General features: G+C 54.8%; 20 protein-coding genes. 4 read left to right on the top strand and 16 right to left on the bottom strand.

Features of this window, described 5'->3' with window-relative positions; translation table 11 throughout:
• Positions 1 to 42: 42 nt before the first annotated feature.
• From QQM41_RS00100 to QQM41_RS00045, 12 genes are all read right to left on the bottom strand, one after another.
• Positions 43 to 531: a type II toxin-antitoxin system RatA family toxin gene (locus QQM41_RS00100; RefSeq protein ID WP_128105272.1), complete on the bottom strand. Its 489-nt coding sequence runs from the start codon at positions 529 to 531 to the stop codon at positions 43 to 45.
• Positions 531 to 1511 (bottom strand): lipoyl synthase, encoded by a 981-nt coding sequence (gene lipA / locus QQM41_RS00095; RefSeq protein ID WP_128105273.1) that lies wholly within the window; start codon positions 1509 to 1511, stop codon positions 531 to 533. Before lipA ends, QQM41_RS00100 begins: the two co-directional genes overlap by 1 nt.
• Before the next feature lie 121 nt (positions 1512 to 1632).
• Positions 1633 to 3045: a dihydrolipoyl dehydrogenase gene (gene lpdA / locus QQM41_RS00090; protein WP_339077402.1), complete on the bottom strand. Its 1413-nt coding sequence runs from the start codon at positions 3043 to 3045 to the stop codon at positions 1633 to 1635.
• Between the two features lie 30 nt (positions 3046 to 3075).
• The gene (locus QQM41_RS00085; protein ID WP_339077401.1) at positions 3076 to 4323 is read right to left on the bottom strand and encodes a pyruvate dehydrogenase complex dihydrolipoamide acetyltransferase; all 1248 of its coding nucleotides are present in this window, start codon (positions 4321 to 4323) and stop codon (positions 3076 to 3078) included.
• Between the two features lie 11 nt (positions 4324 to 4334).
• Positions 4335 to 5690, bottom strand: coding sequence for a pyruvate dehydrogenase complex E1 component subunit beta (locus QQM41_RS00080; protein WP_339077400.1), 1356 nt, complete (start codon positions 5688 to 5690; stop codon positions 4335 to 4337).
• 8 nt (positions 5691 to 5698) lie between these two features.
• Entirely contained in the window at positions 5699 to 6709 is a 1011-nt protein-coding gene (gene pdhA / locus QQM41_RS00075) for a pyruvate dehydrogenase (acetyl-transferring) E1 component subunit alpha (RefSeq protein ID WP_128105277.1), read from the bottom strand.
• A 127-nt stretch (positions 6710 to 6836) separates the two neighbouring features.
• Positions 6837 to 7349 carry a cyclic pyranopterin monophosphate synthase MoaC gene (gene moaC, locus QQM41_RS00070; protein WP_050819748.1) on the bottom strand — a complete coding sequence of 171 codons (513 nt, stop codon included), beginning with the start codon at positions 7347 to 7349 and terminating at the stop codon, positions 6837 to 6839.
• Positions 7318 to 8184: an indole-3-glycerol phosphate synthase TrpC gene (gene trpC, locus QQM41_RS00065; RefSeq protein ID WP_339077399.1), complete on the bottom strand. Its 867-nt coding sequence runs from the start codon at positions 8182 to 8184 to the stop codon at positions 7318 to 7320. The genes moaC and trpC overlap by 32 nt, the downstream gene beginning before the upstream one ends.
• Before the next feature lie 17 nt (positions 8185 to 8201).
• Complete coding sequence (gene trpD / locus QQM41_RS00060; RefSeq protein ID WP_339077398.1) at positions 8202 to 9314, bottom strand: anthranilate phosphoribosyltransferase; 1113 nt, start codon at positions 9312 to 9314, stop codon at positions 8202 to 8204.
• A complete protein-coding gene (locus tag QQM41_RS00055; RefSeq protein ID WP_003625532.1) occupies positions 9314 to 9910 on the bottom strand; it encodes an aminodeoxychorismate/anthranilate synthase component II in 597 nt (198 codons plus the stop codon). The genes trpD and QQM41_RS00055 overlap by 1 nt, the downstream gene beginning before the upstream one ends.
• 58 nt (positions 9911 to 9968) lie before the next feature.
• On the bottom strand, positions 9969 to 11510 hold the full coding sequence (gene trpE / locus QQM41_RS00050) for an anthranilate synthase component I (RefSeq protein ID WP_339077397.1): 1542 nt from the start codon (positions 11508 to 11510) through the stop codon (positions 9969 to 9971).
• Positions 11507 to 13426, bottom strand: coding sequence for a SurA N-terminal domain-containing protein (locus tag QQM41_RS00045; RefSeq protein WP_339077396.1), 1920 nt, complete (start codon positions 13424 to 13426; stop codon positions 11507 to 11509). The genes trpE and QQM41_RS00045 overlap by 4 nt, the downstream gene beginning before the upstream one ends.
• Positions 13427 to 13673: 247 nt before the next feature.
• Here QQM41_RS00045 and tpiA point away from each other — a divergent pair, with 247 nt between their 5' ends.
• The 4 genes from tpiA (at position 13674) to kdsA (ending at position 17391) form a co-directional block, all read left to right on the top strand.
• On the top strand, positions 13674 to 14414 hold the full coding sequence (tpiA, locus tag QQM41_RS00040) for a triose-phosphate isomerase (RefSeq protein WP_339077395.1): 741 nt from the start codon (positions 13674 to 13676) through the stop codon (positions 14412 to 14414).
• 26 nt (positions 14415 to 14440) lie between these two features.
• Positions 14441 to 14785 carry a preprotein translocase subunit SecG gene (gene secG / locus QQM41_RS00035; RefSeq protein ID WP_339077394.1) on the top strand — a complete coding sequence of 115 codons (345 nt, stop codon included), beginning with the start codon at positions 14441 to 14443 and terminating at the stop codon, positions 14783 to 14785.
• Between the two features lie 141 nt (positions 14786 to 14926).
• Positions 14927 to 16561 (top strand): CTP synthase, encoded by a 1635-nt coding sequence (locus QQM41_RS00030; RefSeq protein WP_050819754.1) that lies wholly within the window; start codon positions 14927 to 14929, stop codon positions 16559 to 16561.
• Positions 16558 to 17391, top strand: a complete 834-nt coding sequence (gene kdsA / locus QQM41_RS00025) for a 3-deoxy-8-phosphooctulonate synthase (protein WP_050819755.1) — start codon at positions 16558 to 16560, stop codon at positions 17389 to 17391. Before QQM41_RS00030 ends, kdsA begins: the two co-directional genes overlap by 4 nt.
• A gap of 110 nt (positions 17392 to 17501) precedes the next feature.
• Here the strand turns inward: kdsA and gyrB are convergent, their stop codons facing one another.
• The 4 genes from gyrB to dnaA all read right to left on the bottom strand — a co-directional run bounded on the left by gyrB (position 17502) and on the right by dnaA (position 23898).
• Positions 17502 to 19940 (bottom strand): DNA topoisomerase (ATP-hydrolyzing) subunit B, encoded by a 2439-nt coding sequence (gene gyrB / locus QQM41_RS00020; protein WP_339077393.1) that lies wholly within the window; start codon positions 19938 to 19940, stop codon positions 17502 to 17504.
• Between the two features lie 90 nt (positions 19941 to 20030).
• Positions 20031 to 21179, bottom strand: coding sequence for a DNA replication/repair protein RecF (gene recF / locus QQM41_RS00015; RefSeq protein WP_339077392.1), 1149 nt, complete (start codon positions 21177 to 21179; stop codon positions 20031 to 20033).
• A 45-nt stretch (positions 21180 to 21224) separates the two neighbouring features.
• Positions 21225 to 22349: a DNA polymerase III subunit beta gene (gene dnaN / locus QQM41_RS00010; protein ID WP_339077391.1), complete on the bottom strand. Its 1125-nt coding sequence runs from the start codon at positions 22347 to 22349 to the stop codon at positions 21225 to 21227.
• Positions 22350 to 22464: 115 nt separating this feature from the next.
• Positions 22465 to 23898 carry a chromosomal replication initiator protein DnaA gene (dnaA, locus tag QQM41_RS00005; protein ID WP_339077390.1) on the bottom strand — a complete coding sequence of 478 codons (1434 nt, stop codon included), beginning with the start codon at positions 23896 to 23898 and terminating at the stop codon, positions 22465 to 22467.

The raw sequence follows: 23898 nt of genomic DNA, 5'->3' as shown, positions 1-23898 counted from the left end.
CCGAAACAAAGGAATAAACCAAAGAAAATATCCGCGCTGCTTTCAGGTAGCGGGGTGTTCACTGGTACAGGCTGTTGCTGTGTTGGTGCTTGGCGTTTGTGGCGGCCCATATACTTCCCGCGCACGTTTAATAAAGGCAGAAACCATCAGCCTTGTGGCTTCTGTAAACACAACACCAATAGCCGCCTGCAAAATGCGCGAACGGAACTCAAAATCCACAAAAAACTCTACAAGGCAGCCTTCAGGTGTTGCAGTGAATTTCCAGATATTGCGCAAATACCTAAAAGGCCCGCGCTCATACCGAACGGTAATGGATGATGGACGGTCCAAGGTCACGCGCGATGTAAAACTTTCCCGGAACGGGCCAAAACCAATGGTTAAGTCCGCAACAAGTTCTGTGGCAGTGCGAGTGCGCACTTTGGCGGCAACACACCAAGGCAGAAACTTGGGATACTGGCCAACATCGGCAACAAGATCAAAAATCTGATCCGGGCGATAAGGTAAAACACGCTTTTCTGCGTGCTGTGGCATTACTGATCCTCCTTCAGGCGGGCATTGCGTGCATCACGCAGTGCGGCAAAGTCGGCATCGGCATGGTAGGAGGAGCGCGTAAGCGGGCTGGAGCTAACCTGTAAAAAGCCTTTTACGCGTGCCATTGTGCCGTAATCCTCAAACTCTGCCGGGGTAACAAAACGTGCAACTGGGGCATGTTTGACTGTAGGCTGGAGATACTGGCCCATTGTAATAAAATCTACATCTGCCACGCGCAGATCATCCATGACCTGAGCGAGTTCCATTTTTTCTTCCCCCAATCCAAGCATCAGCCCGGATTTGGTAAAAATGGATGCATCAAGCTGTTTGACCCGATCCAATAACCGCAAGGACTGGTAATAACGAGCCCCCGGCCGAATGGTCGGATACAGGCGTGGCACGGTTTCCAGATTGTGGTTGAAAACATCAGGCCGTGCTTCAACAACCACTTCTAACGCGTTCTTTTTGCGTAAAAAATCTGGTGTCAGGATTTCAATGGTTGTTTCTGGTGCCGCTGCACGGATGGCATGAATAACGCGGGCAAAATGGTGCGCGCCCCCATCTTCCAGATCATCCCGATCTACGGATGTAATCACAACATGCCGCAGCCCAAGGCGCGCTACGGCTTCTGCCACGCGGGTGGGTTCATCTTCATCCAACGCATGCGGCAGGCCGGTAGTCACATTGCAGAATGCACAGGCCCGGGTGCAGATTTCCCCCATGATCATCATGGTGGCATGGCGCTGAGACCAGCATTCCCCAATGTTGGGGCACGCAGCTTCCTCACACACGGTTACCAGTTTGTTGCTGCGCATCAACGCGCGTGTTTCGTGGTAAACTGGGTGGTTGGGTGCCTTAACGCGTATCCAGTCCGGTTTGCGGGCTATGGGGTTGTCTGGCCGGTGTGCTTTTTCTGGATGACGCAGCTTGTTGGGGCTGCTGCCTCCTGTTCGATGATCAATCACAACGCGAATAGACATATCTTTGCCCGCTTTTGCCAAGGGTTACCACAGAACTGGAACGCTCCTGCCGTGGCGTCAAGGCAGGAACGCTCCAGATAGTGCTTTGGCAACATCAAACCCTTGAGATGATACACCAAAACTAGAAGTGAAGCGCCCCGCCATAAGCGGCCAGAACGGCTTCGTGCATGGATTCAGAAATGGTGGGATGAGGGAAAATGGTTTCCATCAGCTCGGCTTCAGTCAGCTCTGCCGTGCGAGCAATAACAAAGCCCTGAATCATTTCCGTAACTTCCGCGCCAATCATATGCGCGCCCAACAGTTCGCCTGTCTGGGCATCAAATACGGTTTTCACCATGCCCTCAGGCTCACCCATGGCAAGCGCTTTGCCGTTAGCCATAAGCGGGAATTTGCCAACGCGCACTTTGTAACCGGCTTCCTTGGCACGCGCTTCTGTATACCCAACAGAAGCCACCTGAGGCCGGCAATATGTGCAGCCCGGAATTTTTGTAACATCAATAGGATGCACGGTTTTGCCAGCAATGGCTTCAACGCACATCACAGCTTCATGGCTGGCTTTGTGTGCAAGCCACGGGGCCCCTGCCAAGTCACCAATAGCGTAAACGCCCGGTTCACCCGTACGGCACAGATCATCGGTAACCACATGTGTGCGGTCTACTTTGATCTTGGTGCCTTCCAGCCCGATATTTTCAACATTGCCGACAATGCCCACGGCAGAAATAACGCGGTCTACGGTAATGGTTTCCGTTTTGCCGCCTACTTCTACCGGCACAGTCACATCATTCTTGCCCTTTTTCAGCGCCCCAACCTTGGCGCTGGTAAGAACGCGCATGCCCTGTTTTTCAAATTCCTTGCGGGCCAAGGCGCTGATTTCTTCGTCTTCCACGGGCAGAATACGCGGCGCAACTTCCACCAGCGTAACTTCAGACCCCATGTTGCGATAGAAGGAGGCAAATTCCGTGCCGATAGCGCCAGATCCAATGACGAGCAGCCGTTTGGGGAGTTCATCTGGCACCAAGGCTTCCCGGTAAGACCAGACAAGTTTGCCGTCTGCTTCCAGCCCCGGTAATGCACGCGCACGTGCGCCTGTGGCCAGAATAACGTGTTTGGCGGTAAGGGTTTGCGGTGCGCCACTTTCCGGCTGCACAAGCACCTTGCGCTTGCCACCAGTGGCAACACCGTCCAGCTTGCCAAAGCCTTTAAAAACAGGAACTTTGGCCTTTTTCAGCAGGTGCTGCACACCAGAAGCAAGCTGTTTGGAAACAGCACGAGAGCGTGCAACAATTGCTTTAAAATCAAAGCTTACGCCATCAGCTTTAAAGCCATATGTGCCCAGATCATGCAGCAGGTGGTTGATCTCGGAAGCACGCAGCAATGCCTTGGTGGGAATACAGCCCCAGTTCAGGCAGATACCCCCAAGATGGTTGGCTTCCACCACAGCAACGGAAAGCTTGAGTTGTGCTGCCCGAAGTGCCGCCACATAACCGCCCGGCCCACCGCCAATAACGATGATATCAAAATCAGTCTGGCTCATAATATGCCTGATCCTCAGAAAGCCGTGCGGTTAGAGAACGAGTGAAAGCGGAGATTCAACCGCTGCACGGAAAGCAGAAAGCCAACGGGCTGCCGCAGCGCCATCTACCACGCGATGATCCACCGAGAGGGTAACGGTCATGACTGTGGCAATAGCCAGTTCATTCCCTTTCACCACAGCCTGTTTTTTACCTGCTGCAATAGCCAGAATGGCAGCCTGCGGCGGGTTAACAATGGCGGCAAAGTCTTTCACGCCGTACATCCCCATGTTGGAGATGGAGAACGTACCACCCTGAAACTCTTCTGGCTTCAGCTTGCCGGCGCGGGCGCGGGCAATCAGATCCTTGGCTTCCTGACTGATATCTTTCAGGCTCTTGCGGTCTGCCTGTTTGACGATAGGCGTGATCAGCCCATCATCGAGAGAAACGGCAACCGAGATATCTGCATCTTCGTGCAGGATCATGGCCTCTTCGGTGTAAGACGCGTTCACTTCCGGCACCTGCTTGAGGGCAACGGCAGAAGCCTTAATAAGCATGTCGTTTACAGACAGCTTGAAAGCATTCACCCCTTCTGCCGGAGACATGGCATTAAGCTGCGCACGCAAAGCCAGAAGTGCATCCAGTTCTACATCTATGGAAACATAGAAGTGCGGAATGGTGGCTTTGGATTCACTCAGGCGGCGGGCAATAACCTTGCGCATGGTGGTGTGCGGTACTGCGCTGCTGCCACCAGATGCAGGCAAGGTAGAAGCCACCTGCCCTGCACTCGGGGCTTTGTTAAGAGCTGCTTCCACATCCCGTTTGACAATGCGGCCATTTGGGCCAGTGCCTTTAATGGCTGCCAGATCAATATTCTTCTGGCGTGCAATGCGTCGCGCAAGCGGAGATGCCACAACCCGGCCAACAGGTTTATCTGCCCGTTGTGCAGGTGCTGCCTGCGTTGCTACTGGTGCTGCTGAAGCGATAGGGTGCGGCACAGGGGCTGGCTCAGCAGATGCCGCGTTTTGAGGTGTGTCGATGTTATCGGGCACCGCCTCGCCTTCTTCCACCAGAATGGCGATAGGTGTGTTGACCGCAACACCTTCTGCACCTTCCTGAATAAGGATACGGCCCAGAATACCTTCCTCAATGGCTTCTACTTCCATTGTGGCTTTATCGGTTTCAATCTCGGCCAGAACGTCACCGCTATTTACGGCGTCCCCTTCCTTTTTCAGCCAGCGGGCCAGTTTGCCCTCTGTCATGGTAGGAGAAAGGGCGGGCATTAAAATTTCAGTCGCCATCTGTCATTCCCTCACATCAGGCCAAGTGCGGCTTTAACCACATCTTCAGGCTGTGGCAGGGCCAATTTTTCCAGATTGGCGGCAAACGGCATGGGCACATCCACACCCGTTACACGGGCCGGTGGGGCATCCAGCCAATCAAACGCGTGTTCGATCACCTGCATGGCAACTTCTGCGCCAATACCTGCAAACGGCCAGCCTTCTTCTACCGTAACCAGACGGCTGGTTTTCTTTACGCTTTCTACAATTGTATCTGTATCCAGCGGGCGCAGGCTGCGCAGGTTGATCACTTCAGCCTCAATGCCTTGCTTGGCCAGCTCAGCCGCAGCATCCAGCGCCGTGGTAACAGCAATGGAGAACGCAACAATAGTGACATCCGAGCCAGCGCGTTCGATCTTGGCCTTGCCGATGGGCACAATGAAGTCTTCATCAATCGGGCAAGGGAATTTGCGCCCGTAAAGAATTTCGTTTTCCAGCACCACAACGGGGTTGGGGTCACGGATAGCGGCGCGCAACAGGCCTTTGGCATCAGCGGAAGACCAAGGCACAACCACTTTCAGGCCCGGCACATGGGCGTACCAGCTACCGTAACACTGAGAATGCTGCGCACCCACGCGGGATGCAGGGCCGTTTGGCCCACGGAACACAATGGGGCACCCCATCTGGCCGCCAGACATATACAGCGTTTTGGCTGCGGAATTGATGATATGGTCAATAGCCTGCATGGAGAAGTTCATGGTCATGAACTCTACAACGGGCTTGAGGCCAGTAAGGGCAGCGCCCACGGCCATGCCTGTAAAGCCGTGTTCGGCAATAGGCATGTCAATTACGCGCTTCTCGCCAAATTCCTGCAACAGGCCTTGGGAGATTTTATAAGCGCCCTGATACTGAGCAACTTCTTCACCCATTAGGAACACGTCTGGATCACGCCGCAATTCGGCAGCCAGTGCATCGCGCAGTGCTTCACGCACAGTAATTTCTTGCGTCTCGCCCCAGTCTTTTTCTTCTTCAACAGGGGCAGATACTGGTGCGCTTACGGGAGCAGATGCGGCTGGCTGTGCTGCGGGCGCGGCTTTTGCAGGCGCAATGCTTTTAGGTGTGTCGATATTATCTGGCACCGCCTCACCTTCTTCCACCAGAATGGCGATAGGTGTGTTCACAGCCACACCTTCAGTGCCTTCTGCTGTGAGAATACGGCCTAGAATACCTTCTTCAATAGCTTCTACTTCCATTGTGGCTTTGTCGGTTTCAATCTCGGCCAGAACGTCACCGCTATTTACGGCGTCCCCTTCCTTTTTCAGCCAGCGGGCCAGTTTGCCCTCTGTCATGGTAGGAGAAAGGGCGGGCATTAAAATTTCAGTCGCCATGTTTATGCTCAAGCCTCCAGAACAACATCCGTATAAAGTTCGGCCGGATCTGGTTCCGGGCTGGTCTGCGCAAATTCCGCAGAGTCGTTCACGATGCCCTTGATCTCGGTTTCCATGGTTTTCAGTTCTGCTTCTGTCACGCCAGAATCCAGCAGGATGTGTTTAACGTGTTCAATGGGATCACGCGTTTTGCGGACTTCATCCACCTCATCTCGCGTGCGGTATTTTGCCGGGTCAGACATGGAATGGCCACGATAGCGGTATGTCATCATCTCCAGCAGGTAAGGCCCCTTTCCTGCGCGGCAATGCTTTACGGCTTCTTCTGCTGCGGCATATACGGCGGCAACATCCATGCCATCCACCCGCTTGCCGGGAATGCCCCACGGCTCGCCATTTTTGTAGAGTTCGTGCGATGCTGACGCCCGCTCAACAGCGGTGCCCATACCGTAACGGTTGTTTTCAATAACAAAAATACAGGGGAGCTTGAGCAGAGCAGCCAGATTGAAACTTTCGTAAACCTGGCCCTGATTGGCTGCGCCATCCCCAAAATAAGCTACGGAAACTTCATCCGTATCACGGTATTTGTTAGCAAATGCCAGCCCGATGCCCAGAGAAACCTGCGCGCCAACAATGCCGTGGCCACCGTAAAAGTTCTTCTCGCGGGAGAACATGTGCATAGAGCCACCCTTGCCGTGGGAATACCCGGTAGAGCGGCCCGTCAGTTCTGCCATCACGCCGCGGGGGGTCATACCGGCCACCAGCATCTGGCCGTGGTCTCGGTAAGATGTAATCAGCTTATCGCCTTCTTTCAGGCTCATCTGGATACCAACCACCACAGCTTCTTGCCCGATATACAGGTGGCAGAAACCGCCAATCAGACCCATGCCGTAAAGTTGCCCGGCTTTTTCTTCAAAGCGGCGGATCAGAAGCATGTCATAGTAGGCTTTAAGAAACTGGTCTCGTGTTAAGGAAGGACCATTATTCCCTGCCTTACCGACCTGTTTGGCGTTCGTTCCCATGCGTGATGAACCTTCTGCGATATGTAAACAGTTCGTAATAAATGGTGCGTAACAGCGGCATCCGTTTCCAGATCTTCAGGTATTTCCTAAAGACCCAGTAAAACCGCATGGTGTTTCGCGTGATTCATTATGCAGCGTTGTAGTCTCCTGAGCGTCCTCCACTTTTGTGAAGGAGCTTTATATTTTCTATCTGCATGCCGCGGTCAACTGCTTTGCACATATCATAAAGCGTAAGGGCTGCAGCAGACACGGCGGTTAACGCTTCCATTTCCACCCCGGTTGCGCCGGTTGTTGTAACAGTTGCGGTAATCTCGATCCTGTTATCGTTCGGCGCCAGATCCACTGTTACACTGCTCAAGCTAAGTGGATGGCAGAGCGGAATAATATCAGCTGTTTTTTTTGCGGCCATAATGCCAGCAATACGGGCTGTTGCCAGAACATCACCTTTTGGCGCTGCGCCTGAAAGGATCATTTCCAGTGTTTGGGGCTGCATAATAATAGCCCCGGTGGCAACAGCCTTGCGGCGTGTGGCAGCCTTGGCGGAAACATCCACCATATGCGCATGTCCCGCCGCATCCAGATGTGTGAGTGCTGGAGAGGAGGCCACGTTAGGCCAGCCCCAGAAGTTTTTTGGCTGCATCGCCCGGGTGCGGATTACGCAGCAGGGATTCACCTACCAGAAAGCCCGTTACACCGATGCCAGAAAGCTGAACGATATCTTCATGCGTTTTGATACCGCTTTCAGACACAATAATCCGATCCGGCGGCACAAGCGGAGAAAGTTCCCGCGTGGTATCCAGACTGGTCTGAAGTGTTTTGAGATTGCGGTTGTTGATACCGATCAGGAAGGTATCCAGCGCAAGGGCGCGGTTGAGTTCTTCCTCATCATGCACTTCCACCAGCACATCCATGTCCAGCCCTTTGGCGTGGTCAACCAGTTCCAGCGCCATTTCATCGGACAGGATGGACATAATCAGCAGAATGCAATCTGCCCCGATCATGCGGCTTTCATAAACCTGCCATGGATCAAGGATAAAATCCTTGCGCAGAACAGGAAGGGAGCATGCCGCCCGCACCTTGCCCAGATCTTCATTATCACCATGGAAGCAGGAGCTTTCCGTCAGCACGGAAATACAGGCTGCGCCGGCTTGCTCGTATTCTGCGGCAATTTCTGCGGGATCATAGGTTTCACGCAGGATACCGGCAGAAGGAGAAGCCTTCTTGATTTCTGCAATCAGGCCAACGGCACGGTCCGCAGCTTTTTCCTTCAGGGCCCGACCAAACCCGCGTGGGGCCTCTTTGGTTTCCTGCGCTTTGGCCGTGATTTCCTTAAGGGACATCAGGGTGGAGCGATGTTCAACTTCCAGCTTGGTGCGTGCGCAGATGCGGGAGAGAACATCCGGCAGTTCGTCAATCTTGCTGGCAAGAATGTCCGGAGCAGAACCTGCCGAGGACGCGAGTGGTGTATCGTTCATGATTATCCAGTCATGTCTCAGGCGCGTGCATCCGGGGTGGAAGCACGCAAACCATTCAGCACTGCCAGAGCCGTGCCATCATCCAGTGGGCGTGCAGCCAGAGCCACACTTTCCCGCAAGGCCTGCGGATCAATGCGTCCGTCCCGCAGGAGCGTTAGCCGCCCTGCCACGTGGAGTGCGCAGGCGGCGTTCAAAACCACTGTATCACGATATGCCCCCGGTGCGCCATGCAACAAAGCTTCCAGAGCTTGTGCGTTATATTGGGCATCTCCCCCCAATATGGCGCTAACGGGGGCATAGGCAAGGCCAGCCATTTCCGGCGTAATGGAAAACGGGCAGATGGCACCATCTTCCAGCGCCATAACCTGCGTGGGGCCTGCCAGCGTGATTTCATCAATGCCGCCCTGCCCGTCTGATGGCAGCCCGCACACGGCCCAGACTTTCTGGGAGCCCAAATTTTTGAGCACATTGACCATCGGCTCTAGCCATGCGGGTGAGAACACGCCCACCAGTTGCCGCTTAACACCTGCTGGATTTACCAAAGGGCCCATCAAGTTAAACAGCGTACGCACACCCAAGGCTTTACGTACCGGGGCAGCAAAACGCATGGCGGGGTGATGGTGCGGGGCAGATAAAAAGACAGCCTTATGCGCCTGCATCTGTTCCGCCAGCACTTCAGCCTGTGCAGAAAGCGGTACACTCAGCGCGGCCAGCACATCGGAAGCGCCTGATCGGGAGGAAATAGCCCTGTTGCCATGCTTGGCAACAGGCACGCCCAGCGCACCCATTACAAACGCCACGGCGGTGGATACATTCAGCGTGCCGTAATTGTCTCCGCCCGTGCCGCATACGTCTATTGTATCGGCTGGCATGGCGGGTACGCTGTGCATACGGGCGCGCAAGGCTGTTACACCGCCCAGCAGTTCTTCCTGTGTTTCTCCACGCACGCGTAAGGCCATAAGAAAAGCCGCAATACGCTCTGGCGCAATCAGGCCATCCATAATCACGCCAAAAGCGGCTTCTGCTTCGGCTGCGCTGAGTGTCTGTCCTTCAGCGACACGTGCCAGAATGGAGGAAAAAAACTGTTCACCAGCCTGTTGAGGCGTGGTGTCCTGAGTGGGAGCAGACATCAGGCAACGGCCTGTTTTTCTTTCCAGGCAGCAGCGATGGAAAGAAAGTTTTTCATCAGATCATGACCGTATTCCGAGGCAATGCTTTCTGGATGGAACTGCACGCCCGAAATAGGATATTGCCGGTGGCGCACACCCATAATCACGCCGTCTTCCGTCCACGCCGTAACTTCCAGAGCATCAGGAATGCTGGCGGGTTCAAGCGTGAGGCTATGGTAGCGTGTGGCATTGAATGGGTTGGGTAGCCCTGCAAAAACATCTTGCCCGTTATGGAAAACGGGGCTCACCTTGCCGTGCATGGGCGTAGGTGCACGCACTACTTCTGCGCCAAATACCTGCCCAATGGCCTGATGCCCCAAGCACACCCCAAAAACCGGCACCTTACCGGCCGCGGCAGATATCAGATCACAGCAGATCCCTGCTTCATTGGGGGAGCATGGGCCGGGAGAAAGCACGATGGCTTCTGGCTTAAGGGCCAGCGCATCTTCCACACTCAGGGTATCATTGCGGCGTACGTCACACTGCACACCCAGTTCACCCAAGTAGTGAACGAGGTTGAAGGTGAAGCTATCATAATTGTCGATCAGAAGGATCATGGCCGAATGATGACCTTATGTGCTGTTGGGGTCAAATAAGAATGAAACAGAAGCGGCATTAGGAGCGCCCTGCCCTTGCCTGTTCCAGCGCAGCTTCTGCGGCGCGGAATACGGCGCGCGCTTTATGGCGTGTTTCTTCATATTCTGTTTCGGGCACACTGTCTGCCACCACGCCACAGCCTGCCTGCACATGCATTTGCCCGTCTTTTACAACGGCCATACGCAGCCCGATACAGGTATCCATGTTGCCGCCAGCACCAAAATAGCCAATGCACCCGGCATAGGTGGCGCGGCGGGTGCGCTCGACTTCATCAATAATTTCCATGGCACGGATTTTAGGCGCGCCCGTAAGTGTGCCTGCGGGAAAAGCGGCCACAAGAGCATCCAGCGCTTCCAGTTCCGGCTTGAGCGTGCCCTGCACGTTAGAAGAGATGTGCATGACGTGGCTGAAACGCTCAATGACGAATCGTTCCGTTACTTTCACCGTGCCGGGAATGCTGACACGGCCTACATCATTACGGCCAAGGTCTATCAGCATCAGGTGTTCTGCTAATTCTTTCTGATCAGCCAGAAGGTCTTTTTCAAGCCGCAGATCTTCCTCGGCCGTTTTGCCGCGTGGGCGCGTGCCCGCAAGTGGGCGTACCGTCATGGTGCCATCCTGCAAACGCACCAGAATTTCGGGCGAGGAGCCGACAAGCGAGAACTCACCAAAATCCAGATGGAACAGGAATGGCGCCGGATTGATGCGCCGCAGCGTACGATACAGCGCCAGAGATGGCAGCGGAAACGGTGTGGAAAAACGCTGGCTGGGCACAACCTGAAAGGCATCGCCGGCGGCAATATAATCCTGAATACGTTCAACAGCCTGACAGAACTCATCCTTGCTGAATGAGGAACGCGGCTCGGCAGGTTCGGGCAGGTTTTCTGGCGGTTTGGGTAAAGGCGGAAGCGCCCCTGCCAGACATTCCCGCGCACGGCGGAGCAGGTCCTGCGCTTTATCCCAAGCTTGCCCTGCGGTTTCATCTTTTTGCGGGCGAACGGGTGCGGCCAGAATGAGTTCGTCACTCACCGTGTCAAACACAGCAAAAAGACCGGGACGCATCAGAATGGATTCAGGTAGGTTCAGGTCATCCGGTGGGGCATCTGGCAGATGCTCCATCTGGCGCACCATGTCATAACCCAGATACCCAAACAGGCCCGCCACCATAGGGGGCACACCCTCGGGCAGCTCCAGACGCGTGGCGTGGATGAGCGCACGTAGGCTTTCCAGCGGCTTTTCTGTAAGAATGCGCGGGGCGCTATCCGGGTTTTCCGGGTTCTCATCCAAGGTGATCTGCCCGTTATGGCAGGTCCAGATGATATCCGGTTTGAGGGCGATAACAGAATACCGCCCGCGGGATGTGCCGCCTTCTACACTTTCTAGCAGCAGCGTATTTTTGCCTGTGCCACCATCAAAGCGTGCAAGGCGCAGATAGGCCGAAACCGGCGTAAGCAGATCCGCGGCTTCTACAGAGAACACGACAGAAGGCAGACCTTGTGCCCAAGCGGCCTCACATTCCTGCCGAGAGGGTGAAGGCGCAATGCGTGCGGTAATGCTCATGGCGTGGCTGCTCCTCCAAATCCGGCTGCAGATAGTGTGGCCATAACGGCGCGTTCATTAATGTGGGGCGGCGTGCGTTTGCTTAATGCTTCAACGTAACTGGCAACCAGATCATCACTATCGGCCTGCGCCAGAGAATCTTTCAGGCGCTGCACGCCATCGGCAGGCGCTGGCGGGTTGGGTACGAACAGTTTTGTAACAATCGCCACAAGGAAGTGGCCATCATCTTCCGCCATAACTGCCTGCCCCGGCTGCATGCGCGGCAGATAGTCCATCAGTGCGTCTGGTATGTTTTTGTTGGGCTTGGCGTAGGAGAATGCCGCATCCCGCGTCATCTGTGCGCCCGGTGCGTTTGTTGCTGCCAAAGCCTGCTTGTTTTTGGCTGCCAGATACAGGTTTGTTGCCTGCTCATTTGCGGCATGTTTGCGGGCTTCGGCCTGCCATGCGGCCAGAACGTCTGCGTGTGCCTGTTCAAAGGTGCGTGGCGCTGCTGGCGTTGCGGTATCTACTTCCACAGCAAAGCTGCTGTTGTCTGGCCCATCAACAAGCGTTGCGCGAGCGCCGGGTTTTTGTGTGAAAATCTGGTGGATAATGGCTTCACGCAGCTTGCCCGATGCAGGCAGCGGTGCGGGTTCCTTATCTGCAGTCAGGCCCTGTGCATCCAGTGTGCCTGCGGCAGCAACAGCACCCAGATCAGCCGGAATGGCATCCAGCCCTTTACCTGCAAGGGCATCTTGCAGTTTGCGTTTGCGTTCACCTGCAACTGATGGCGCAACAGCGGCCCGATACTGTGAGAGAATGTCTTTTTTGGCATCCTCATACGGCGTGGTATGCGGAGCCGTTATTTTGGTGACGCGAAAAACAGCCCATCCCCCTTCTGTTTTAAGCGGATCACTCACCTGCCCTTCAGGTGCCTGAAAAACCGCCTGCCGCAATGTGGTGGAAGGAATGGTGGATGGGCGCGCATTTGGCATTTCTACCGCTGCAGCATCTTTTGCGCTGTTCTGGATAGCCTGCCAGTTGCCACCTACTTTCCATGCATTGGCAATGGCGGTTGCCTGCGCCTGATTTTGCAGGGTTATCAGCTGAATATCGCGCGTTTCTGGCACGTTGTAGCGGGATTTCTGCTCATCATAAATGCGTTTGATGTCAGCTTCATCCAAGGTGATGCTGTCTGCCACTGTTTGGGGGGAAAGCACCACAATTTTGGCATGGCGCAGCTCCGGCGTGCGGAACATCCACGGATGGTTGTTGTAATAGCGCTGGAGCACAGCATCGTCTGGCGCTTTGGGTGTGGGCTGTGCGTCAAACGGAATGCTTACAAAATCTACCACGCGCGTTTTTGCACCGTAGGTGAGAAAACGCTGAAGCATTGTATCGGAAACGCTGCCAGCCTGAGCCAAAGGCTGCAGAATGGTGCGGGTTGTCAGATCATTTCGCACCATATCCAGAAAACGCTGCTCGGTCAGCCCGCGGTCACGCAGTTTCTGATTAAAGCTGGCGCGGTCAAACTGGCCATTGGCCCCTTTGAAATAAGGGAGCGAGAATACTTCATCCCGCACGGCCGAATCAGGTACGGCCACTTTCAGTTTCTGTGCAGTGTTCAGCAGTTCTGCCTGCCCAATCAGGCGGTGCAGAATCTGGTAGGCAACCTGCCGCTGCATGGCCAGAGGAATTTGCGATGGGTCCGTCACCCCCATCTGGCGCGCAATAGTTGGTAGTTCAGATTGCAGGGCTGTGGCCAGATCATCGGCAGAAACCTGCTGTTGCCCCACTTTGGCAACAACATCTGTTTCTTCCCCCATATAGCCCATAACATCGCCTATTCCCCAGCCGACAAACGCCAGAAAAATGACAATTGCAGTCACCCGGCCCAGCCAGGACTCAACAAAAACGCGACGTAGATAGGAAATCATGACCCGATGGATCCACAGCTATGCTTTAAAAAAACCATACCACAAAAGGGTATGCACAGGCGCGGCACCATAAGGGTAGCTGCGGTGCTTGACCAGACATAACCGTGCCTGCACGCCAGACAGGCAAGAATAAGGCGCCTGCTCTCTTGCCCCAAAGGGTGCGTCTATGGTTTAGCCTTCATGGAAGAACCATATTGTAAAACGCGCGTGCCCGTTGGCATGGCGCGCTACAGGCAAGGAGCAGGGCATGACCAGACAGATTATTGTCGGCAACTGGAAAATGAATGGCCTAAGCCGTGATTCGCAGGAACTGGTCAAGGCTATTACCAGCGGCCTGCCCGCCAACAGCGCAGATGTTGTGGTATGCCCGCCCTTTACCCAACTTGGGCTGCTAACAGATATGCTTAAGCCCACATCGGTAAAGCTGGGTGCGCAGGATTGCCATCAGGAAGTTTCTGGCGCGCATACGGGTGATATTTCTGCCCCTATGCTGGCCGATCTGGGCGTGTCTTATGTTGTTCTGGGCCATTCAGAACGCCGTCAGGAACATGGTGAGCTGGACGAAACGGTGCGTGAAAAAGCCATGGCCGCTGCCAAAGCCGGGCTTACCCCTATTGTCTGTATTGGTGAAACAGAAGATCAGCGCGAAACCGGTGAGCACTTTGATGCGCTGGGTTGGCAGATCAAGGGTTCCCTGCCCGATGGTTTCAACGGTATTTTGGCGTATGAGCCCATCTGGGCAATTGGTACAGGTCTTGCTGCCACCACCGATCAGATAGCCGAAACCATGAAATTCCTGCGTGAAGAATTGGTGCGGCAGTTTGGAGAGGCTGGAAAAGTCATCAAAATCCTGTATGGAGGGTCCGTAAACGCCGGGAATGCGGCCACCATCCTGCCCATTCCTGAAGTGGCGGGTGCGCTTGTTGGCGGCGCCAGCCTTAAGGCGGACGCGTTTCTTTCCATCGTCAGCGCAGCATCTGCTGCCTGATTTGCTGTTCTGATCTGGAATCTGACATGACCACAGCCCTGCTGATCCTGCATTTCTGTGTGACCATAGCTCTGATTGGCGTTGTGCTAATTCAGCGGAGTGAAGGCGGTGGCCTTGGAATTGGCAGCAGCCAGGGCATGGGGGCTTTCATGTCCGGCCGTGGAACAGCCAACCTGCTTACGCGCACAACGGCTGTGCTGGCTGGTGTGTTCATGCTGCTTTCCCTGTTGCTGGCCGTGCTTTACAAAGGCTCTGTTACGGGTGAAGGGCACGATATTCTGGCCCAGCCCCCGGTAGCCACCACGCCCGCGCCTGCTGCTCCGGCAACAACGGCTCCGGCTCCGCAGCCAGCTGCTCCGGCGCATCCGTAAAATGCAGGTTACTCTCTCCTTTCCGCCATGTGTGAGGAGAGAGCCCTTTTATCCCTTCAGCTCCGCATGTCCTGTGGCATGCGGTAGTTTGCGTTTGTCCATCTTTACCCGCCCGGCCATGTCCGTGTAGGAAGTCTGCTCATGACCCGCTTTGTTTTTATCACCGGTGGTGTGGTATCCTCTCTTGGCAAAGGCATTGCATCTGCTGCCCTTGCTGCCCTGTTGCAGGCGCGTGGCTACAAAGTGCGCCTACGCAAGCTTGATCCCTACCTGAACGTTGATCCCGGCACCATGAGCCCCTACCAGCATGGGGAAGTGTTTGTGACTGAGGATGGTGCCGAGACAGATCTTGATCTTGGCCATTACGAACGCTTCACAGGGGTGAATGCTTCCAAGGAAGACAACACCACAACAGGTAAGATTTATTCAGACGTTATCGCGCGTGAACGGCGTGGTGATTATCTGGGCGCAACCGTGCAGGTTATCCCGCATATTACGGATGCCATTAAAGATATTGTTGTGGCCAATACGGATGATCTGGATTTCGTATTGGTGGAAATTGGCGGCACAGTTGGCGATATTGAAAGCCTGCCGTTTCTGGAAGCGATCCGTCAGCTGCGCAATGATCTGGGTCCGGATCAGACCATGGTTGTGCACCTTACGCTGCTGCCGTGGATCCCTTCTGCGGGTGAGCTGAAAACCAAGCCGACCCAGCATTCCGTTAAGGAATTGCAGAATGTGGGTATTCAGCCGCAGATTCTGCTGTGCCGGTGTGATCGCCCCATTCCGCCAACAGAGCGGCGCAAGATTGCCAACTTCTGTAACGTGCGGCCAGAAGCCGTTATTGCCGCGCGGGATGTGGATACCATTTACTCCTGCCCCCTCTCCTACCACGCAGAAGGTATGGATACCGAAGTGCTCCGTTACTTCGGTCTGCCACATGCAGAAGAACCTGATCTGACAGGGTGGGAAAAGATTGTAGATGCCATCCGCCACCCGGATAACGAGGTGCGTATTGCCGTGGTTGGCAAATACACAGCCCTGCTGGATAGCTACAAATCTCTGAACGAAGCCCTGCTGCATGGTGGCATTGCCCACCGCACCAAGGTTGTTCTGGACTGGGTGGATGCCGAGGTTTTTGAAAAAGATCCTGCATCACTGGAAGCCAAGCTGGGTGATGTAGATGCCATTCTGGTGCCCGGCGGATTTGGTGAGCGTGGCTCTCAGGGCAAGATTGAGGCCATTCGCTTTGCGCGTGAAAAAGGTATTCCATTCCTTGGGATATGCTTTGGCATGCAGATGGCGGTTATTGAATGCGCCCGCAATCTGGCAGACCTGCCCAATGCGTCTTCTACCGAATTTGGCTATACGGAAGAGCCTCTGGTGGGCCTGATGACGGAATGGGCACGTGGTAACGAACGCCTGCGCCGGAGCGAAGGCGGAGAACTGGGCGGCACCATGCGCCTTGGGTCCTACCCTGCCAAGCTGATTGAAGGCTCCCGTGCAGCAGAAGTGTATAACGCAACTTCCATCCGTGAGCGGCATCGCCACCGGTATGAAGTGAATATTCATTACAAGGATCAGCTTGAAAAAGCCGGGATGAAGTTTTCTGGTCTTTCACCAGATGGCATTTTGCCAGAAGTGGTGGAATACCCAGATCACCCGTGGTTCATTGCTGTGCAGTATCACCCGGAACTGAAGTCTCGCCCGTTTGCACCGCATCCGCTGTTTGCCGGTTTTGTGGGAGCTGCGCTGGAAAAGGCTAAAAAAGCATGACGCAGGCATTGGGTTCAGATTTCCAGCTTGGGTCTTTGTACATCGGGAACGATCAGCCTTTTGTGTTGATCGCCGGGCCGTGCCAGATTGAATCTGCGGCTCATGCCATGGAAACAGCCACAGCGCTGAAGGAAATTTGCCAGAAGGCTGGTATCGGGCTGATCTATAAAAGCTCGTTCGATAAAGCTAACCGTACCAGCATTTCCAGCGCACGTGGCATTGGCATGGCAGAAGGGTTGGATATTCTGGCAAATGTGCGCAACACGCTGGATATTCCGGTGCTGACAGACGTGCACGCACCAGAACAGTGTGCCCCTGTGGCTGAAGCTGTAGATGTGTTGCAAATTCCCGCTTTTCTGTGCCGCCAGACGGATTTGCTGTTAGCTGCTGGTAAAACTGGCGCCGCAGTAAATGTAAAAAAAGGCCAGTTTCTTGCTCCGTGGGATATGAAGCACGTGGCAGCCAAAATTGCTTCCACCGGTAATAATCGCATCATGCTGTGCGAACGCGGCACCAGCTTTGGCTATAATACGCTGGTAAACGATATGCGTGGCCTGCCCATTATGGCTCAAACCGGTTACCCAGTTGTGTTTGATGCCACGCATTCTGTGCAGCAGCCCGGTGGTTTGGGCGGCGCATCTGGTGGCCAGCGAGAGTTTGCCCCTGTGCTCTCTCGTGCAGCTTTGGCAATTGGTGTGGCATCTCTGTTTATTGAAACGCATGAGAACCCGGACCAAGCACCGAGTGATGGCCCCAACATGCTGCCAATTAAAAGCCTGCCTGCCTTGCTGGAGCAGTTTAAACAGATTGATGCTCTCATTAAGGGGTAAGCAGCCAGCTTGCTTTCCAGCAAAAAGCCGCAACCTGATTATTCAGGCTGCGGCTTTTTTTGTAGCTTCTGCAAGGGAGAGATAAATTCTCTCCCTTGTTTGTGCGGGTATTAGACGTCCAGGTTGGCAACCTTGAGTGCGTTGCCGACAATGAAGTCACGGCGCGGTTCAACAATATCGCCCATCAGGGTAGTGAAAACATCGCCCGCTTCTTCCACATCACCTACACGCACCTGCAGCAGTGTGCGCATGGCCGGATCCAGCGTGGTTTCCCAAAGCTGGGCATCATTCATTTCGCCCAGACCTTTAAAGCGGTTGATGGTCAGCCCACGGCGGCCCTGAGCCAGAAGTCGAGCGTAAAGATCAGCCGGACCGCTCAGCTGGTGCTCGGTGGTATCGTTTTTCAACGCCACGCCCTCTGCAAAGTCTTTTTGCAGGCGGTTTGCCTGCATGGTCAGCCAGCGGGCGTCGTTACTGGCCAACATGGCTGGGTCAATGCGGTACACTTCCCCTACTCCACGCACATTGCGGGCCAGTTCCACACCATCGGTGCTGGCAACGGCTTTCCAGCTTTTTTCATTTTCAGCAGATGCGGCATCAAGGCGCTGCTGCAGTGCGGGCATCCGCTGCTGGAGCAGCTCCACATCCGTTGTCAGCGCGCCAGCCAAGGCTACCTGCTCAATAATCCAGGAAGGAATGCGGTTGGAAAGACGGTTAATAGCCTGCGCCGCTTGCCGAATGAACGGAAGGTCTGCTGCCAGTTCTTCACCACTTACAACGCGTTTATCCGTGTAAACAAAGCTGGCGTTGCTCAGGGCCTTGTTGAGCAGATACTGCTCAAGTGCTGCATCGTCTTTCAGATAGGTTTCTTCATTCCCGCGTTTGGCACGGTAAAGCGGTGGCTGGGCGATATAGAGGTAACCGCGCTCAATCAGTTCCGGCATCTGGCGGAAGAAGAAGGTCAGCAGCAGTGTGCGGATATGAGAGCCGTCCACGTCAGCGTCAGTCATGATGACAATGCGGTGGTAGCGGAGTTTCTCAATAGAAAAACCACCCTGCTCTGGCTCACCACGGCCAATGCCAGTGCCCAATGCGGTAATAAGCGTGCCAATTTCGGCAGAACCCAGCATACGGTCAAACCGTGCACGCTCTACGTTCAGGATCTTACCTTTAAGCGGCAGAATGGCCTGAAAGCGTCTGTCACGTCCCTGCTTGGCGGTGCCGCCTGCGGAATCACCCTCCACAATAAACAGTTCAGCTTTGGCGGGGTCACGCGCCTGACAGTCTGCCAGCTTACCGGGAAGCGAGGAAACATCCAGCACACCCTTGCGGCGTGTTAGCTCACGCGCCTTACGGGCAGCTTCACGCGCAGAGGCAGCATCCAGCACCTTGGAGATAACAATTTTTGCTTCTTTGGGGTGGGTTTCAAACCAGTGGCTGATAATGTCTGCCGCCGCCGCATGCACAACGGGCTGCACTTCGGAAGAAACCAGCTTGTCCTTGGTCTGGGATGAGAACTTGGGGTCTGGAACTTTAACGGACAGAACAGCCGTCAACCCTTCACGCATATCTTCCCCTTGCAGGGAGAGCGCATCTTTTTTGGCAATGCTTTCTGCATATTTACCAACAACACGGGTAAGCGCCTGACGGAAACCTGCCAGATGCGCCCCACCATCGCGCTGCGGAATGTTGTTGGTGAAGCACAGCATGGTTTCATGGAAGCTATCGTTCCATGTCAGAGCAAACTCTACCTTAATGCCGTTATCCGGGTTTTCCAGACTGCCGGTAATGGGCGGTGCAAACAGCGAGGTACGAGACCGATCCAACCAGTTTACAAAAGCTTCCAGCCCGCCCTCGTAAAAGAATTTTTCTTCCCGCACGGGGGTAACGCGTGCATCACGCAGCACAATTTCCAGCCCGGAGTTCAGGAAGGCCAGTTCACGCAGGCGGCGCTCCAGAATGGTGAAATCAAAATCCGTTTTGGGGAATGTTTCGCTGCTGGGTTTGAAAGTGACTTCCGTGCCAGAGGGTTCGGAAGAAGGGCCAACCACTTCCAGCGGGGCATCACGCTCACCGTGCTGGAAGCGAATGAAATGTTCCTTACCGTTACGCCAGATGCGTACTTCCATCCATTCGGACAGCGCATTCACCACAGCGGCACCCACGCCGTGCAAACCGCCAGAAACCTTGTAGGAGTTCTGGTTGAATTTGCCACCAGCATGCAGGCGCGTCAGCACCACTTCAGCGGCGCTAATGCCTTCTTCAGCATGCATATCTGTAGGAATGCCGCGCCCGTTATCACGCACGCTCACACTGCCATCTGCATTAAAAGTGACAACGCAGCGAGATGCAAAACCAGCCTGAGCCTCATCCACCGCGTTATCAATAATTTCAAACGCCATGTGGTGCAGGCCGGAACCATCATCCGTATCACCAATATACATGCCGGGCCGTTTACGGACAGCATCCAGCCCCTTCAGCACAGAGATCGACGCGGCATCATACTCTTCGGAAACGGCAGATGGCGTGGGCTGAGAGAGGTCGGTCATAAGAACGGTACGCTCCGTACAGGAAAGAACAAAAAACCTTTTATTCTTATACCCTGATCAAACCTCTGGGGCCAGATTGAGCAGCATGTTTTATGACCCTGAGAGCAAAAAAGCTCCGTTTTTCAGGGTTTCAAACTGGGCAGTCTGCTTAAGGGGGGCAAAAGGCGCCTGATCTGTGCCGGTAAGCAACACGGTTGTGCGAAAATCCTGCACAATTTCCAGTAATGAGGCCCGGCGCGCGGCATCCAGATGCACCAAAGGTTCATCCAAGAGCAAGATGGGGGGCTGCCCACGATAATCTGTTACAAGCCGGGCATGTGCTAGCACAACACCAATAAGCAAGGATTTTTGCTGCCCGGTGCTTGCTAGTGCAGCGGGTTGTCTGGACGAAAGATCTTCCAGCAGAAAATCACTGCGATGCGTGCCAAATGTGGCCCGACCACGTGCCGCATCATCTTCGCGCAGATCAGCGAGTTTTTCGCGCAGCCAGTCCTCTACGGCCAGTGCTGGAGATGTTTCCAGTTTTTGGGCTACAGCGCATTCCAATGTTGCAATGGCAGCAGGAAAAGCCCCCAGACCATTTTGGGCGTAATGGCAAATCTGGCGCACGGTCTCTTGCCTAGCCGCGGCAACAGCCACAGCATGCCGCGCCATGGAGGCCTCTAGCCCGGATAGCCATGAGTGTTCGGAAAAGCGTGTTTGCAGCAGTTTGTTACGTTGTGTCATGGCGCGATCATACGCTGCCAGTTCCCGCGCATGGTGGGGCGTAACTGCCATAACCAGACGGTCCAGAAAGCGCCGTCTGCCGGATGCGCCCTCACTAAACAACCGGTCCATCTGCGGGGTGATCCACACAGTGGCGAGGGTGTCTTCCCACGCCTCCTGCCCCCGGATCTGCCGCCCATTTAGTAAAAAAACGCGGCGTGGCCTCTCCTGCCCACCCTGTGTGCCGGTGCTCAGTTCAAGAAACTCATCTTCTGTTTCAATGCGCGCCGAAATACCCCAGTTGGTTGCACCCATGCGGCCGAATTGTGTAAGGGGTGCTGCCCGCAGGCCTCTACCCGGAGAGAGAAGAGAAACCGCTTCCAGCAAATTGGTTTTGCCGCTGCCGTTTTCGCCCGTTAGCACCAACAGGCTTGAATCGGGAGACCATACAAGCCGTTCGTAATTGCGAAAATTGGAAAGCGTAAGTTTAAGAAGCCGGGGCATGCCACGCTGCTTCTGCTGGCCTGCCTGCATTTGGGCAATGCTGGCAGGCTGTAAGTGTTAAAGCAAAAAAGCGGATCACACGCGCATCGGCATGAGAACATACAGTGCGGATGGGCTATCTACATCGCGCACAATGGTGGGGGATGCGCTATCAGCAAACGCAAATTCCACCTCTTTTTCTACCTGATCTGTAATGTCGTTGAGGTAGCGGGCCTGAAAGCCGATTTCCAACCCTTCTGCATCGTAGGAAATGCGGTTGTCGTCCAGTTCTTCCTTGGCTACCCCTTGCTCGGCACTGCTGGCAGACAGCGTGAGCAAGCCAGGCTCGAGCGTTAGCTTTACCGGGCGGGAGCGTTCCTGACTAATGGCAGCAACACGGGCCACGGCATCGGCAAAGTCTTTTTTACCAACCCGCAGGATGCGTGTGTTGTTGCGCGGGATAACGCGTTCATATTCAGGGAACGTGCCGTCAATCAGCTTGGATGTGAGTGTAACAGGCCCTGCCGTGAACTGAATACGCGTTTCAGAAAGTGCAATTTCCACTTCTTCGGGCGCTTCATCAATCAGCTTGCGCACTTCGGCCACTGTTTTGCGCGGGACAATAACGCCCGGCATCCCGGAAGCGCCCGCAGGCAAATCAGCTTCCACGCGGGCCAGACGGTGCCCGTCAGTTGCCACGGCGCGCAGTTTCGGTTCTCCATCTACTTCCGTGCCATGCAGGAAGATACCGTTCAGGTAATAGCGGGTTTCTTCGGTGGAGATAGCAAACCGTGTGCGGTCTATGAGCGAATGCAGTGTGGTGGCAGGCAGTTTGAACCGATGCGGGAAATCCCCTGCGCCCATGGATGGAAAATCATCCACGCTCAGCACGTTCAGGCGGGTGGCATAGCGGCCGGCACGCAGCAGAAGTGGGCCTTCGCTATCGGCCTGATCCAGTTCTACATCCACGCCATCGGGCAACTTGCGCACAATTTCATACAAAACTGCTGCGGGGGCCGTTGTAGCCCCTTCCCGCGTGATTTTGGCGGGAACTTCCTCAACCACTTCAATTTCCATATCTGTGGCTTTCAGGCTGAGCTGTCCGTTAGCTGCCTGAATAAGAACATTGGCTAGAATGGGTATGGTGTTACGCTTTTCCGCAACACTCTGGATATGGGCCAACGCCTTAAGCAGTGTTGCGCGTTCCGCCGAAAACTTCATCTAACCCTCTTTCCTGCAAGACAGGGCCTCTGTTTTGCAAGAGGCATCCGCTTTTTCCACCTCGAAAAGTAACAGGTGGGCGTTATCAGTCAATCCCTTTGGAATCTCTACGTTTTCAGCTTTCCAGCATCCGCCGCAGGAGTTCCACATCTTCTGCAAAAGCTGCATCCAGCCCCATAAGTTCCGTAACGCGATTTACCGCATGCATAACGGTTGTGTGGTCACGATTACCGAACTTGCGCCCAATTTCTGGCAGCGAGCGGCTTGTAAGCTGCTTGGCCAGATACATGGCAACCTGCCGGGGCCGCGCAACATTGCGCGCCCTACGGGCGGATGACATGTCTGTGAGGCGGATATTCCAGTGCTCTGCCACTTTTTTCTGGATTTCCTCAATCGTCACACGCCGGTCGTGTGCTTTAAGGATATCGTGCAGCACTTCCTGCGTAGCTTCCAGCGTAACGGGGCGCCCAAACAGGTTGGCATGAGCAATTAGGCGGTTAAGCGCGCCTTCCAGTTCACGCACGTTGGACGTGATTTTGTGTGCCAGAAACTCTAGAACCTTACCGGGCACCACAACGCCAGACGCAGCAGCTTTTGATTCCAGAATGGAAATACGCAGTTCAAACGTGGTGGCGTGAATATCTGCCACCATGCCGCAGCCCAAACGCGTGCGCAGCCGATCTTCCAGCCCCGATAGATCGGATGGAGATTTATCAGCTGAAACCACAATCTGCCGCCCGGCATCCACCAGCGCATTAAAGGTATGGAAAAACTCTTCCTGCGTGTTGTCCTTGCCGATCAGGAACTGCAAATCGTCAATCATCAGTACATCGACGGAGCGCAGTTGTTCCTTGAACTCGATGGTGGACTGAGAGCGAATGGCCGCAATAAACCGATACATGAACTTTTCGGCGGACATGTAGGCCACAGACACGTTACCGCTCTGGATCAGCTCGGCCCCGATGGCGTGCATCAGGTGTGTTTTACCCAGCCCAACGCCGCCATAAAGAAACAGCGGGTTGAAGCCAACACTGGAGGGCTTTTCTGCAACACGGCGGGCGCAGGCATAAGCAAATTCGTTTGGCTTGCCCACCACAAACGTATCAAACGTAAAGCGGCTATCCAGTGCGGTTACCAAATCACTCCGCACTTCTGGCGCGGTGCGTGCTGCTGGGGTTGCCTCTTCCTGCGCGGGTGTTGCAGCACTGGCGGTGGGAATATCTTCCAACGGTATGGGGGCAGGATCACCAGCGCGGGCAACCTGCAACTCTACCCGGCGGATACTGGGTATTTCCTGGTTCCACAGTTCACTCAGGCGGTCACCATACTGGCTTCGCACCCAATCGCGCAAAAAGCGTGTGGGTAAAAGCAGGGTGATTTCATCGCCATCAATCGGGCCCAGCGCAATTTTGGTCAGCCAGGTGCGGTATTCAACTTCGCCAACTTCGCCCTTCAGGCGGGCGCAGATACGCAGCCACGATTCCTCAAGCCCCTTGCCGTCTTCAAGCCGGGAAAAGGCGCTTTCGTCATCGTCCACTCCGATTGTCAT

The sequence above is a fragment of the Acetobacter sp. AC2005 genome (assembly GCF_037901235.1).
Lineage (GTDB): Bacteria > Pseudomonadota > Alphaproteobacteria > Acetobacterales > Acetobacteraceae > Acetobacter > Acetobacter oryzoeni.
Note: the sequence above shows the minus strand (reverse complement) of the source record. Positions and strands in the feature narration are given on the sequence as shown.